This window comes from Luteimonas sp. TWI596, from assembly GCF_039674105.1.
Taxonomy (GTDB): Bacteria; Pseudomonadota; Gammaproteobacteria; order Xanthomonadales; family Xanthomonadaceae; genus Luteimonas.
On record NZ_JBDJMU010000012.1, the window covers coordinates 23,937 to 37,956 of the forward strand.

13 protein-coding genes are annotated in these 14,020 nt (G+C 70.5%); 5 read left to right on the forward strand and 8 right to left on the reverse strand.

The window, feature by feature from the left end; all coding sequences use genetic code 11:
• Positions 1 to 75: 75 nt before the first annotated feature.
• Positions 76 to 549, reverse strand: a complete 474-nt coding sequence (locus tag ABE487_RS10715; protein WP_346442071.1) for an Lrp/AsnC family transcriptional regulator — start codon at positions 547 to 549, stop codon at positions 76 to 78.
• 130 nt (positions 550 to 679) lie between these two features.
• Here ABE487_RS10715 and phhA point away from each other — a divergent pair, with 130 nt between their 5' ends.
• Positions 680 to 1,582: a phenylalanine 4-monooxygenase gene (phhA, locus tag ABE487_RS10720; RefSeq protein WP_346452257.1), complete on the forward strand. Its 903-nt coding sequence runs from the start codon at positions 680 to 682 to the stop codon at positions 1,580 to 1,582.
• A 34-nt stretch (positions 1,583 to 1,616) separates the two neighbouring features.
• Here phhA and ABE487_RS10725 read toward each other — a convergent pair whose 3' ends face one another.
• From ABE487_RS10725 to ABE487_RS10740, 4 genes are all read right to left on the reverse strand, one after another.
• Positions 1,617 to 3,764 (reverse strand): TonB-dependent receptor, encoded by a 2,148-nt coding sequence (locus ABE487_RS10725; protein WP_346452258.1) that lies wholly within the window; start codon positions 3,762 to 3,764, stop codon positions 1,617 to 1,619.
• Between the two features lie 95 nt (positions 3,765 to 3,859).
• Positions 3,860 to 4,888, reverse strand: a complete 1,029-nt coding sequence (gene adhP, locus ABE487_RS10730) for an alcohol dehydrogenase AdhP (RefSeq protein ID WP_346452259.1) — start codon at positions 4,886 to 4,888, stop codon at positions 3,860 to 3,862.
• A 173-nt stretch (positions 4,889 to 5,061) separates the two neighbouring features.
• Positions 5,062 to 5,946, reverse strand: a complete 885-nt coding sequence (locus ABE487_RS10735; RefSeq protein ID WP_346452260.1) for a hypothetical protein — start codon at positions 5,944 to 5,946, stop codon at positions 5,062 to 5,064.
• A gap of 172 nt (positions 5,947 to 6,118) precedes the next feature.
• Entirely contained in the window at positions 6,119 to 7,321 is a 1,203-nt protein-coding gene (locus ABE487_RS10740) for an amino acid aminotransferase (protein WP_346452261.1), read from the reverse strand.
• A 158-nt stretch (positions 7,322 to 7,479) separates the two neighbouring features.
• Between ABE487_RS10740 and ABE487_RS10745 the strand changes: the two genes are divergently transcribed.
• Both ABE487_RS10745 and ABE487_RS10750 read left to right on the forward strand, forming a co-directional pair.
• Positions 7,480 to 8,508, forward strand: coding sequence for a class 1 fructose-bisphosphatase (locus tag ABE487_RS10745; protein ID WP_346452262.1), 1,029 nt, complete (start codon positions 7,480 to 7,482; stop codon positions 8,506 to 8,508).
• Positions 8,505 to 9,206: a 2OG-Fe(II) oxygenase gene (locus ABE487_RS10750; protein ID WP_346447658.1), complete on the forward strand. Its 702-nt coding sequence runs from the start codon at positions 8,505 to 8,507 to the stop codon at positions 9,204 to 9,206. The genes ABE487_RS10745 and ABE487_RS10750 overlap by 4 nt, the downstream gene beginning before the upstream one ends.
• A 91-nt stretch (positions 9,207 to 9,297) precedes the next feature.
• Here ABE487_RS10750 and ABE487_RS10755 read toward each other — a convergent pair whose 3' ends face one another.
• The 3 genes from ABE487_RS10755 to ABE487_RS10765 all read right to left on the reverse strand — a co-directional run bounded on the left by ABE487_RS10755 (position 9,298) and on the right by ABE487_RS10765 (position 11,982).
• On the reverse strand, positions 9,298 to 9,732 hold the full coding sequence (locus ABE487_RS10755; protein ID WP_346447657.1) for a response regulator: 435 nt from the start codon (positions 9,730 to 9,732) through the stop codon (positions 9,298 to 9,300).
• Positions 9,729 to 10,805, reverse strand: a complete 1,077-nt coding sequence (locus tag ABE487_RS10760) for a HAMP domain-containing sensor histidine kinase (RefSeq protein WP_346452263.1) — start codon at positions 10,803 to 10,805, stop codon at positions 9,729 to 9,731. The genes ABE487_RS10755 and ABE487_RS10760 overlap by 4 nt, the downstream gene beginning before the upstream one ends.
• A gap of 79 nt (positions 10,806 to 10,884) precedes the next feature.
• Positions 10,885 to 11,982 (reverse strand): PA0069 family radical SAM protein, encoded by a 1,098-nt coding sequence (locus ABE487_RS10765; RefSeq protein WP_346452264.1) that lies wholly within the window; start codon positions 11,980 to 11,982, stop codon positions 10,885 to 10,887.
• 117 nt (positions 11,983 to 12,099) lie between these two features.
• On the opposite strand from ABE487_RS10765, the gene cls reads away from it, so the two are divergent.
• Positions 12,100 to 13,530: a cardiolipin synthase gene (gene cls, locus ABE487_RS10770; protein ID WP_346452265.1), complete on the forward strand. Its 1,431-nt coding sequence runs from the start codon at positions 12,100 to 12,102 to the stop codon at positions 13,528 to 13,530.
• Positions 13,531 to 13,583: 53 nt separating this feature from the next.
• A complete protein-coding gene (locus ABE487_RS10775) occupies positions 13,584 to 13,961 on the forward strand; it encodes a hypothetical protein (protein WP_346447654.1) in 378 nt (125 codons plus the stop codon).
• Positions 13,962 to 14,020: the final 59 nt, after the last annotated feature.

The window sequence follows — 14,020 nt, forward strand, 5'->3', positions numbered from 1 at the left end:
TGTGCGGTACGAGACGGAAGACAATGCACCATCTTGGTGCTATTGACCGCAGTCTGCACAACACCGGTGCGGCGCTCAGACCGGCAGCGGCAGCCCGCGCCAGGCCTTGACGGTGCGCAGTACGAAGCTGGAATTGACGTCGTCGACCGCCGGCTGGTTGAGCAGTCGATCGAGCAGGAAGCGCGAAAAATGCTCGAGGTCGCGCACCGCGACCTGCAGTAGATAGTCCATGTCGCCGGTCAGCGCATGGCAGGCCACGACCTCGTCCCAGTCGTCGACCAGCTGCGCGAATCCGGCGACCGCAGCGCTGTCGTGGTGCTTGAGCTGCACGCGAACGAACGCCTGCAGCCCAAGCCCCAGGCGCTCGGCATTGACCTCGGCGCGGTAGCCGGCGATGACCCCGTCGCGTTCGAGCCGCTGGACCCGGCGCAGGCACGCCGAGGCCGACAGGTGCACGCGCTCGGCGAGGTCGGCATTGCTCTGTCGGCCGTTGCGCTGCAGCTCGGCGAGCAGCAGCAGATCGGTGCGGTCCAGCGTCGCGGCAGCCATGAATTGCTCCATTTCGTATTCAGACGCACGGATCTTGCGCGCGAACCAGCCTTGCGCGCAACGAACGCAACCCCGTTGCGGGCCTGGGGCGTTATCGTCGAAAGCCTCGTGTTCTTCCTAGGAGCGTGCGATGTCCGCCCAGCCTTCGAGCGCCCCGCGCCGGGTCGAGAACCTGCAGACCGACAAGGGCAAGGTCCCGGTCTACGCCACCGGCATCGTCGAACAGCCGTGGGACGACTACAGCGCCGACGACCACGCCACCTGGGCCGCACTCTATGCGCGCCAGCGCGCGCTGCTGGTCGGGCGCGCCTGCGACGAGTTTCTGGAGGCGCAGGACGCAATGGGCATGACACCCGACGCGATTCCGAAATTCTCCGAGCTCAACGCCGTGCTCGAGGCCGCAACCGGCTGGACGCTGATGGGCGTCGAGGGCCTGCTGCCGGAGCTCGATTTCTTCGACCACCTCGCCAATCGCCGCTTCCCGGTGACGTGGTGGATCCGCCGTCCGGACCAGATCGACTACATCGAGGAACCGGACCTGTTCCACGATCTGTTCGGCCATGTGCCGCTGCTGATGAATCCGGTGTTCGCCGATTACATGCAGGCCTACGGCCGCGGCGGGGTCAAGGCGCACGGGATCGGCCCCGACGCGCTGCAGCACCTCACACGGCTGTACTGGTACACGGTGGAGTTCGGGCTGATCCGGCAGGCCCAGGGCCTGCGCATCTTCGGCGCCGGCATCGTGTCGTCGAAGGGCGAATCGATCCATTCGCTCGAGTCCGACGCGCCCAACCGCATCGGTTTCGATCTCGAGCGGATCATGCGCACGCGCTACCGCATCGACACCTTCCAGAAGACCTACTTCGTCATCGACAGCTTCGAGCAGTTGATGGAGGCCACGCGCCCGGACTTCGCGCCGATCTATGCGCGGCTGGCGTCGCTGGACGCGATCGATGCCGGCACGGTGCAGGACAGCGACCGGGTGTTCCATCGCGGCACCGGCGAAGGCTGGGCCAGCGGCGGCGACGTGTGAGGCGTCGGCTGCGCACGATGCGCTGATGTTTCGTTCAGCGGTGCCAGGTCCACTGCGCGCCGAGCAGCACGCCGCGGCCGGGGCCGGGTTCGTAGAACCGGCCGTTGCCTTCGTTGACGATCACCGAGCCGATGTAGGCCTGATCGAGCAGGTTGTCCACGCGCAGGAACGTGCGCAGCTCGCCGGCCTCGAAACGCCAGCGGCGCGCGCCTTCCAGATGCAGCAGCGCGTAGCCCGCGGCGCGCCCGGTGGCCAGATCGTCGACCACGACATCGCCCACGCCGACGCCTTCGATCGCCGCGCTCCAGGGGCCACCGGTCCAATCCAGCCGCGCGAACAGCTGGCGCGCCGGCACGCCGGGGATGCGCGCGCCGGCCGCGACCGGCGTCGTCGGCACGGTGCAGCCCGCGCCGGTGCAGACGCGGTAGGCGTCGCGGAAGGTCGCATCGAGCCAGGTCGCCGCGACACGGAGTTCGAAGGCCGCGCCCAGCGGCTGGCGCAGCGACAGTTCGGCGCCCTGGCGACGCGCGCGTCCCACGTTCTGGAAACTGCTGCGGCCGCCCACATTGCGCGCGACCGCGAGCTCGTCATCGGTGTCGGCGCGGAACAGCGCGGCGTTCCACGTGGCGCCGGGGGGCGCGCGCCACTTGGCACCGAGCTCGAGGTTGTCGCTGATCGCCGGCGCAAGGTCGAAGGCCAGCCCGGCGCCGCCATCGCTGCGATAGCCCAGCTCGTTGAAGGTCGGCGTCTCGAAGCCACGGCCGGCCGACAGGTAGGCGCGCAGGTCGTCGCGCGGTGCGAACATCAGCCCGGCGACCGGCGACGTCTGGCGGTAGGCGATGCGACCGCTGTCGTCGGGATTGGTCGCGGTGACGTAGGCATCGCGCGAGACGAATTCGACCTCGCTGTGGCGCACGCCGGCCAGCAGCGACCAGCGCGGTGCGAACGCCCAGTACGCCTGTGCGAACTGGTCGCGGTTCTCGACCGTGTTGCGCTCGTCGCGGCGCCGGGCGCCGCGCACGCCGAGCGCGTCGCCGGCGAAGTTCTCGAAGCCCTGGCGATGCTGGCGCTGGCGGTCGGCGTTCGCGCCGACGGTCAGTTCCAGCGGCCGGCCGGCGAGTGCGCCTTCCCAGCTCCAGCGCAGGTCGAGCCCACCGTAGGCGTTGTCCAGATCGATCACGCCCCCTGAGTTCAGCGGGTTGGCCTGTGCCGCCGCGGGGATCGGCAGCACCTGCACCACCGCGCGCTCACCGCCATAGGCCATCGCGCGCAGGGTATGCGCCTCGCCCACACCGTGTTCGTAGACGACGCCGGCCTGCTGCTGGCGCACCGTCTTGCGGGTATCGAACTGCCGCGCCACCGGCGCGACCTGGCGCGGGTTCGCGCGGACCTGGTCGGCGCTCAGGCCCAGCGGGTCCTGGGCGTCGATATCGACCCAGTTGGCGACCAGATCCAGGCGCCGCCGATCGCCCAGATCGAAGCGCAGCTTCGCGTTCGCCGAATCGCGGCGCGCGGCGCTGTGGTCGCGCCAGCCGTCGGTGTCGAAGCGCGACAGCGCCAGGTTGTAGCCGACCGCCTCGCTGCCGCCGCGCAGCTGCGCGGCCAGGCTCGTGGTGGCATCGCGTCCGTGGCTGGCCTTGAACCGCCAGTCGTCGCCCGGCGCGCCGTCGGCGCTCCAGATCTGCACCACACCACCCGAGGAATTGCCGTACAGCGACGAGAACGGCCCGCGCATGATCTCGATCCGATCACCGCCGACCAGGCTGAAATGCGAGAGCTGGCCCTGCCCGTCGGGCATCGAGGCCGGAATGCCGTCGGCATAGAGCCGCACGCCGCGCACGCCGAAGGTCGAACGCGCGCCGAAGCCGCGGATCGACAGCTGGGTGTCCTGCGCGTGGTTCTGGCGGTCGCGCGCGAGCAGCCCCGGCACGCCGGCCAGCGGCTCGGAGGCAACGGTGCCGCCGCGGTTGCTGTCGGCATCGTCGAGCCGCAACGCATCGACCGACGCCGGGGTGTCGAAGTCCGACACTCCACGCAGCCGGGTGGCGTCGACCCGCACCCGTTCGAGGGTGCGCGGCGCATCGAACGCGCCGGCCGGGACGGCGGCGCAGCAGGCGGCGATCGCCAGCGACAGGGACGCGAGAAACGGGGCGGAGCGGAACGCGACGAACGGCAGAGGCATCGGCAGGCGGGCGCAACGAGGGCCGTGCACCGTAGCAGACGCCCTGCGACGCGCCTGTGCCGCCGGCCTCATTCGGGCCGGCGGCACGCTGCAGATCAGGCCGCGAAATCGAGCACCACGCGCCCTTCGATCTTGCCCGCGTGCATGCGCGAGAACACGTCGTTGATGTTCTCCAGGCGATCGGTCGAGACCGTCGCGGCGACCTTGCCCTGCGCAGCGAAGTCCAGCGACTCCTGCAGGTCCAGGCGGGTGCCGACGATCGAGCCGCGCACGGTCACGCCGTTGAGCACCATGCCGAAGATGTCGAGCGGGAACTCGCCCGGCGGCAGGCCGTTGAGCGAGACCGTGCCGCCGCGGCGGACCATGCCGATCGCCTGCTCGAAGGCCTTGGGCGAGACCGCGGTGACCAGCGCGCCGTGCGCGCCGCCGATCTCCTTCTTCAGGTAGGCGACCGGATCGGTGGTCTTCGCATTCACCGTGACCGTCGCGCCTAGCCGCGTGGCGAGGTCGAGCTTGGCGTCGTCGACATCGACGGCGGCCACGTTCAGGCCCATGGCGCGGGCGTACTGCACCGCCATGTGGCCCAGGCCGCCGATCCCCGAGATCACGACCCAGTCGCCGGGCTTGGTGTCGGTGACCTTCAGGCCTTTGTAGACGGTGACGCCGGCGCACAGGACCGGGGCGATTTCGACGAAGCCGACGTTCTTCGGCAGATGGCCGACGTAGCCGGCGTTGGCCAGCGCGTACTCGGCGAAACCGCCGTTGACCGAGTAGCCGCTGTTCTGCTGCGCCTCGCATAGCGTCTCCCAGCCGCCCAGGCAGTGTTCGCAATGGCCACAGGCCGAGTACAGCCACGGAATGCCGACCCGGTCGCCTTCCTTGATATGGGTCACGCCCTGGCCGACCGCGACCACGTGGCCCACGCCTTCGTGACCGGGAATGAACGGCGGGTTGGGCTTGACCGGCCAGTCGCCGTCGACCGCATGCAGGTCGGTATGGCAGACGCCGCAGGCCTCGATCTTGACGAGGATGTCGCCGGCCGCCGGCCGCGGCACCTCGACCTCCTCGATGACCAGCGGTTTGCCGAACTCGCGGACCACCGCCGCCTTCATCGTCTTGTCCATCGTCCAGGCTCCAGCGCAGTCAAGGGAGGATCAGGCTAGCGCGGCGCAGGGACGAGCGCCTTGATCCGCATCAATCCCGTCGCCGCGGCGCTACACCCGGCCCCATGCCGGCAACGCGACCGCGCCACATTTCGGTGCAGATGATCGATCCGGTCGCCGTCCGATCCGATGCGTCAGTCGCGCGCGAACGTCCGCGGCCGCGCCGCGACCCGGACCGGCCGTTCGCGCAGGCCGGCCGCGGTCAGCCACTGCACCAGTTGCGGCGGAAGCGCCGGCAGTTCGGCGCTGCTGCCGCGCGGCACGCGCGCCACGCCGGCCAGAAGACTCACCGCCTCGACACCGGGCGCGGTGAATTCGAGCCTCGCGTGGTCCGATGCGCTCTGCCAGCGGAACAGCGTGAGATCGCGCAAGGCAACGGCGCGCGGCGGCTGGCCTGGGCGCTCCAGGGTCAGGCGCTGCGCATCGATGCGCAGCGTCACGGTCTCGGTGCCACGGCGCAGCAACGCCGTCAGCACCAGGTAGCCGGGCAGGCCGACGACCAGCGCGAAAAGCAGGATCGCGCCGTAGGCGCCGATGCGCAGCGCGATGTCGTAGAACGCGATCAGGCCGGCGATCGCCAGCGCCCCGGCGACCACCGTCACCGATGCGATCAGTGCGACGAGGGTGCGCGTGCGCGTGGGCACGGCCGGAAAGCACAGCGTCCAGGCAGCGCCGTCGCGGCGCCACTGCGTTCGCGTCATCGTCGCCGCGCGCGCCTGGGCGTCGCGCTGGAAGTACCCGCTCACCCGTCCGAGCAGCGCCAGCCAGATCCAGCCGAACATCGGCGCGATCCCCAGCTGCACCCAGAGCACGGCATGGCGCAGCGGCTCGGGGAGCGTGGACAGATCGGGCAGCTCGCCGTGGATCAACCACAGCACGACGCCCGCGCCCACCGCGGCGCCGGCAACATGCAGCAGCACACCCAGGCGCCGCGACGACATCCGGAAGGTCGCGGCGACGAAGGACACGCCACAGAGCACCCCGGCCAGCAATACCGCCAGATATGGCGGGAACGCCATTGCGTGGCGTCCGGCGACGATCGCGAATGCTGTACAGGCCGCAGCCCAGGCCAAGGGCGAGCGCAGCACGCGCCGCCACCCCGGCGGCCGCACCGGGCGCGGTGGCGCGCCCGGGCGATTGCCGACGACTGCGTCGCGGGATCGCGAACGCCGCCTGTCGCGCATGCGTGGCTCAGCGCGACACCGTCGCCACCGCCTCGGCGACGTAGTCGAGGGTTTTCAGACTCAGCGCCGCAACGCAGATGCGCCCAGTGCCGACGGCGTAGATGCCGAACTCGTCGCGCAGCCGGTCGACCTGCGCACGGCTCAGGCCCGAATACGAGAACATGCCCGCCTGGTCCTGGATGAAGGCGAACTGCGGCGCGCCGTGTGCGGCGAGCTTCTCGACCAGACCGGCGCGCAGCGCGTGGATGCGCTCGCGCATCTGGCCGAGCTCGGCCTCCCAGCGCGCGCGCAGTTCGTCGCTGCCGAGCACGCCGGCGACCAGCGCTGCGCCGTGCGTCGATGGGCTCGAGTAGTTCGCGCGCACGATGCGCTTGATCTGCGACTGCACCGCGCGGCTCTGTTCGGCATTGGCCGAGACCACGGTCAGTGCGCCGACGCGCTCGCCGTAGAGCGAGAACGACTTGGAGTACGAACTGGCGACGACGAACTCCGCGATGCCCGACGCGGCGAGCAGGCGCACGGCGGCCGCGTCCTGCGCGATGCCCTGGTCGAAGCCCTGGTAGGCCATGTCCACGAACGGGAACAGCCCGCGCTCGCCCAGCACCTCGATGACCTGGCGCCACTGGTCGGCGGTGAGGTCGGCGCCGGTCGGGTTGTGGCAGCAGGCGTGCAGCAGCACGACGGTGCCGGCCTCGAGCTTGCGCAGGTCGGCGAGCATGCCGTCGAAGTCGATGCCGTGGCGGGCGGGGTCGAAGTAGGTGTAGTCGACGACCTCGAAGCCGACTGCGCCGAACACGGCGCGGTGGTTTTCCCAGCTGGGGGTGCTGATCGCGATCGTCGCGTGCGGCAGCAGCTTCTTCAGCAGGTCGGCGCCGGTGCGCAGCGCGCCGCTGCCGCCGATCGTCTGGGTGGTCGCGACGCGGCCGTCGGCGAGCAGCGGCGAATCGGCGCCGAACAACAGCTCGCGGGTCGCACGGGTGTAGTCGGGCATGCCGTCGATCGGCAGGTAGCCGCGCGGTTTGGCTTCGGCGGCCAGTCGCTGCTCGACCTCGCGCACCGCGTCCAGCACCGGGATGCGGCCGGCCTCGTCGTAGTAGATGCCCACGCCGAGATTGACCTTGGTGGTGCGCGGATCGGCGTTGTAGGCCTCGGTCAGACCGAGGATGGGATCACCGGGGACGAGTTCGACAGCAGCGAAGAAGGAGGACACGGCACGGCCTGCGACGGTTGAGGGGGAGGAGATGCGGCGCGTCGGGCGCGCGGCAAACCCATGCAGGATAGCCGGCCGGCGTCGCGCGCGCGATGCCGCCGGGACAGCGCGGCGCTTCCGGGCGACAATGCCGCCACCCTGTCCGCCGTGGAGCCGCCATGCCCGCCATCTCCCTGACCCGTCACCTGATCGAGGAGCAACGCCTGGGGCACGTCACCCCGGACCTGCGGCTGCTGCTGGAGGTGGTCGCGCGCGCATGCAAGCGCATCTCGGTCGCGGTCGGCAAGGGCGCGCTGGGCGATGTGCTCGGCGAGGCCGGCGGCGAGGCGGGCAGCATCAACGTCCAGGGCGAAGCGCAGAAGAAGCTCGATGTGATCAGCAACGAGATCCTGCTCGAGGCCAACGCCTGGGGCGGCCACCTGGCCGCGTGCGCGTCGGAGGAAATGGCGCACTGCGAACCCATTCCCGACGCCTTCCCGCGCGGCAACTACCTGCTGGTGTTCGACCCGCTCGACGGCAGCTCCAACATCGACATCAATGCCAGCGTCGGGACGATCTTCTCGGTCCTGCGCTGCCCCGAGGGCACGGCCGCGGTCGAAGACGCGCACTTCCTGCAGGCCGGCCGCACCCAGGTCGCCGCCGGCTACTGCCTGTACGGGCCGAGCACGATGCTGGTGCTCACGATCGGCCACGGCACGCACGCGTTCACGCTCGACCGCGAGCAGGGCTCGTTCGTAATGACCCGGGCCGACCTGCGCATCCCCGACACGACGCGAGAGTTCGCGATCAACATGTCCAACCAGCGCCACTGGGAAGCGCCGACGCAGGCCTACGTCGCCGACCTGCTGGCCGGCGCCGACGGCCCCCGCGGCAAGGACTTCAACATGCGCTGGGTCGCGGCGATGGTCGCCGACGTGCATCGCATCCTGACCCGCGGCGGGATCTTCATCTATCCCTGGGACCGCAAGGACCCGTCCAAGCCCGGCAAGCTGCGGCTGATGTACGAAGCCAACCCGATGGCGATGCTGGTCGAGCAGGCCGGCGGCGCGGCAACCAACGGGCGTACCCGCATCCTGGACATCGAGCCCGACTCGTTGCACCAGCGCGTGCCGGTGTTCCTGGGCTCGCGCGACGAGGTCGAGGCCGCGACGGGCTACCACCTGCGACACGACGGCGACGCCGCGTGACCGCGGCCGACTTCATCGAAGTCGTGCCCGGCGCCCTGGCGCCGGAGGCCTGCGCGGCGATCGTCGCGCGGCTGCGCGCCAGCCCCGACCTGCAGCCCGGGCAGGTCGGCGGCGGGCTGCACCCCGAGCTCAAGCGCAGCCGCGACCTGTCGCTGGGCGATCGCAGCGACTGGGCCGACGTGGTCCGTCAGCTCAACGTGGCCGTCTACGGCGGCCTGCTGCGCTACCTGCGCCGGTACCCGCAGGCACTGATCGCGCCGCTGATGCTGCAACAGCCCGATGCGGCCGGCACACCTCGGCGACTGGTTGCCGAGGACTTCGCCGACATGGACGACGCCCGGCTCGGCGGCCTGCTGCAGACCTGCCTGCGGCCCGGCCAGATCAACCTGCAGTGGTACGCAGCGGGCGAGGGTGGCTACCCGTACTGGCACTGCGAGCTGTTTCCGCGCGATGCCGGCTGCGAGACCCTGCATCGCCACCTGCTGTGGACGATCTACCTCAACGACGGCTTCGAGGCCGGCGAGACCGAATTCCTGTTCCAGCAGCGCCGGATCGCGCCGCGCACCGGCGACCTGTTGATCGCGCCGACCGCGTTCACCCATACCCATCGCGGCAACAAGCCGCAGGGCGGCGACAAGTTCATCGCCACCAGCTGGATCCTGTTCCAGCGCGCCCAAGCGCTGTACGGCAAGGGCTGAGGCGCCGCGGTCATCACGGGACGGCGCCAGGGGCGCCGGCAGCCGCCGCATGTGCGTATCCCTGCCGCTGCACCGCCGGGCGCGCGATGCCCTAGCCGCGCGGGTGGTTGAGCACCAGCCAGTACAGGCCGATCTGCTTGACGACTTCGACGAACTTGGCGAAATCCACAGGCTTGCGGATGTAGCTGTTGACGCCCATCGCGTAGCTGGCTTCGACGTCGAACGGCTCGGTGCTGGTCGTCAGCACCACCACCGGCAGGCCGCGCGTCGCCGGACTGGCGCGCAGCGCCTGCAGCACTTCGCGGCCATCGAGCTTGGGCAGGTTGAGGTCGAGCAGCACGATCGACGGCAGCTGGCTCGCATCGCGTCCGGCGTGGCGGCCGCGTGCGAACAGGTAATCGAGCGCCTCGGCGCCGTCGCCGACCACCACCAGCCGGCCATCGATCCGGGCTTCCGCGAACGCGATGCGGGTGAGCTCAGCGTCGTCGGGGTTGTCCTCGATCAACAGGATCGTGTGTTCGCTCATTGGGGCGATGCGTCCTCGGCCGGCGGTGCCGGCAGGTCGATGTGGAAAGTGGTCCCGACGTCCTCCGCCGATTCCACCCGGATGCGGCCGCCATGCGCATGCGCGACCCGCTGGGCAATCGCCAGCCCCAATCCATGGCCGGCACCGTCGTCGGCGCCGTGCAAGCGCCGGAACGGCACGAACAGTCGATCAGCATAGCGCATGTCGAAGCCGCGGCCGGCATCGCGCACGCGCAGCCGCAGGCGGTCGCCGACTCGCTCGCCATCGAGATCGATCCGCACGGTGTCGCGATCGGCGGAGAACTTCCAGGCGTTGTGCAGCAGCTTGCCGAGCATCTGCTTGAGGGCATGCTCGTCGCCCCAGGCCCACAGCCCGGAAGCGACGTGGATCTGCGCCGCGCGCCCGGGATCGACATCCTGCAGCTCGGCGCAGATCCAGTCGCCCAGCAGGCTGATGTCGACGGGCCCGGGCTGCCGCAGCGGACGCGCGGCGCGCATGGTCTCGAGCAATGCGTCGATCAAGGCGCCGGCCTGCGTCGCTGCGCCACGGATTCGCTGCATATGGTCGCGCACCACGGCGGCATCGGCGTCCTCGCCCTGCGCGGCCAGGCGCCGGGAGAACTGCTCGATCGTGCGCACCGGCGCGCGCAGCTCGTGCGAGATGCCGAACGCCAGCGTGTCCTGCAGCAGTTCCATCGCGCGCAGCGCGGTCATATCGTGGACCTGCAGCAGCGCGTCACCGCCCGGCAGCGCGGTCAGCGTCAGCTGCAGCGACCGCGTGCCGTCCTCGCCCCGGTCGATCGCGACCGGGATTGCGTGCAGGCCGTCGCCGCCACCGGCGAACCCAGCCAGTGCCTGGTCGAGCTGCGCGGCAACCGGTGCCAACCCCTCGCGATGCGCGGCAGTGCCGACCAGCGCGTCCGGGCTACGGTCGAGCAGCGCAGTCAACGCCCCATTGACACGCCGCCACGTGCCATCGGGCGCGAGCTGCGCCAGACCGATGGCGAGATGGTCGAACACATCGATCTGCGCGGTGGGGGCACCGGGCGAGGGCAGGGAGACAGCGTCGGGCATGCGCGGCGCAGGCGGCGGGAAGCCGTGCAGTGTAGAAAATCCAGGCGTGGACGTATCGTGCACGCGCCGTGAATGCGCGCTAGAACAGCGTGCCCTGCGGCGACGGTGGCTGCGGCGCGACGAACAGATCGGTCCGCAGCGGCGGCAGCCGGCCAAAACCCAGTGCGCGCCGCGCCCGCGCAAAGCGCTGGGCGAGCAGGTCGGCGAACGGCCCCTGGCCGCGCATGCGGTGGCCGAAGCGGCTGTCGTAGTCGCGCCCGCCATGGAGTTGCTGCAGCAGGCTCATCACATGCTGGGCGCGATCGGGATAGTGCAGGTCCAGCCATTCGCGCCACAGCGTCTTGAGCTCGTGCGGCAGGCGCAGCAGCACATAGCCCGCCGAGTCCGCACCGGCCTCGCGTGCGGCGCCCAGGATCGCCTCCAGTTCGTGATCGGTGATCGCCGGCACCACCGGCGCGACCATCACACCGACCGGGATACCCGCCGCCGCCAGCGCGCGCATCGCACGCAGGCGGGCATGCGGCGCGGCCGCCCGCGGCTCCATGCGAGCCGACAGGCGATGGTCGAGCGTGGTCACCGAAAAGTGCACGGTCACCAGCCCCTGGGCCGCCAGCGGCGCGAGCAGGTCGAGGTCGCGCACGATGCCGGCGCTCTTGGTGATCAGGCTGAAGGGGTGCCGGGCCTGCGCCAGCAGCGCGATCAGCTCGCGGGTGACCCGGTAGCGACGCTCGATGGGCTGGTAGGCGTCGGTGTTGATGCCCAGCGCCAGCGGCGCGCAGACGTAGCCCGGCTTGGCGAGCTCGACGCGCAGCCGTTCGGCGGCGTTGGTCTTGGCGAACAGCCGGGTCTCGAAGTCCAGGCCGGGCGACAGGTCGAGGTAGGCGTGCGAGGGCCGCGCGAAGCAGTAGATGCAGCCATGCTCGCAGCCGCGGTAGGGATTGACCGAGCGGTCGAAACCGACATCGGGCGAGCGGTTGCGGGTGAGCACGCTGCGCGCGTGTTCCTCGACGACCACGGTCTCCGGCGCCGAGGCCTCGTCCTGCAGCATCTGCAGCGCCTCCCAGCCATCGTCCTCGGCCACCGCGACCCGTTTCTCAAAGCGTCCGGGGACCCAGGACGCGCTACCGCGCCCCTTGCGGGCCGCAAGCACAGGCGGGCGGAGGCGATCGGCGCTCATCGGCCCACGATGCCGGGCGGGCGTCTCAGCGGGTGCGACGAGGCCGTCATCGCAGCGGCCGCGTGCGCATTTATCCTGTGCGCGGCGCGACCGGCGCCGCCATGGCTGGAACCGACCGTGCAGCGCGCCTGGGATTCGCTCGTCACCGCCCCGCACCTGCTCGCGCTTCTGATCGCCGGCTGGCTGCTCTATCTGGTTCTGCTGGGCGGCTGGATCGTGCTGCAGAAGCGCGAGCCGGTCGCGACCATGAGCTGGCTGCTCGGCCTGGCGCTGCTGCCCTACGTGGGCTTTCTGATCTATCACGTGTTCGGACCGCAGAAGATCCATCGCAACCGGCTGCGTCGCAGCCGCAGCCGCGCTTGGATGCACAGCGCCCAGATCGACAGCGAAGACGGTGACGCCGCCGAGCTCGTCCGCCTGGCGCAGAACACGACGGGATTGCCGGCGACTTCGTCGGCGGAGGTGGATCTGCTGGTCGACGGCGCAGCGAAGTACACCGCATTGCTCGCCGACATCGCCCAGGCACGCCACCATGTGCACCTGGAGTACTACATCTTCGAGCCCGACACGACCGGCAGCGCGCTGCGCGACGCATTGGTCGAGCGCGCGAGCGCCGGTGTGCGGGTCCGGCTGCTGCTCGATTTCGTCGGCACGCGCGCCCGGCGCAGTTTCTTCGCTGCACTGGTCGAGGCCGGCGGCGAACTCGCCTGGTTTCACCCGATGCGCTTTGGGCGGGTCTGGAAGCGCCCGTGGACCAACCTGCGCACCCATCGCAAGCTGGTCGTGATCGATGGCCGGATCGCCTACACCGGCGGGATGAATGTCACCGACGAGCAGGACGAGCGCCTGCGCGCCGACGCCTACCGCGATCTGCACATGCGGCTGATCGGCAAGTCGGTGCGCACGCTGCAACTGGTGTTCGCCGAGGACTGGGCCTACGCGACCGGCCGACGCGACTTCCTCGCCGATGTCGAGGCGCAGACGCCAGCCGCCGACCCCGGCCCGATCCGCACTCAGGTACTGACCTCCGGCCCGGATTCGAACTGGGAGGCGATCCACCGCCTCCATGTCGGCGCGATCCATGCCGCACGGCATCGCGTCTGGCTGACGACGCCCTACTTCGTGCCGGGCGAGGCGGCGATGATGGCGCTGACCTCGGCCGCGCTCGCCGGACTCGACGTGCGCCTGTTGGTGCCGCGCACCAGCGACTCGCAGTTGGTGACGCTCGCCGCGCGATCCTACTTCGGTCAACTGCTGGTCGCCGGGGTCAAGATCTACGAGTACCGCTCGCGGATGCTGCACAGCAAATCGCTGCTGATCGACGACAGCCTGGCGATCATCGGCAGCGCGAACTTCGACCACCGGAGTTTCCGGCTGAACTTCGAGCTGTCGGTGTTGTTCGACGATCCGGGCGTCGCCACCGCGCTCGCGCAGATCATCGAACGGGAGTTCGCGCATGCCCCGCGCGTGCAGCGCGGCAGGCACCGCCCGCTGCTGACCGCGCGCTTGCCCGAGGCGCTGGCACGGCTGTGCTCGCCGCTGCTGTAGTCGACACGCAAGACGCGCCCGCCCGACGCGCGTGCGCACGAGGACACCTTCCCATGCCCCCCAGCAACAAGGCGTCGCCCGTCCAGCCCTCCGTCGAGCCGAAGCGATTGCAGCTGTGGCAAGCGCTGTCGGCGCTGTTTCTCGACACCGAGATCGACGATGGCGCGATCGCCGCGATCGCCCGCGTGGTGCGCGACACCAGCTACAGCGCCGACGAAGTGCACCGCGCCCTGTGGGGCGAGGTCTACCCGGTGCTGGCGCCCAACCTGCGCAGCGTGGCCGGCAACTGGTCGGGCTGGTCGGATGCCTGGCTGCTGGCCCACCTGCGGGTCCATATCGGCGCGGTACCGACGCCACGCGGCCGCGTCGCCGCCGCGATCGTCCACGACTGGACCCGGGTCGCCGCCCATCTCCCGCCCGAGTTCGCCTGAGCGCAGACGCGCGACGATGGGCGGCAACACCGGCCGACCACGGTCCGATGGCAGGTCAC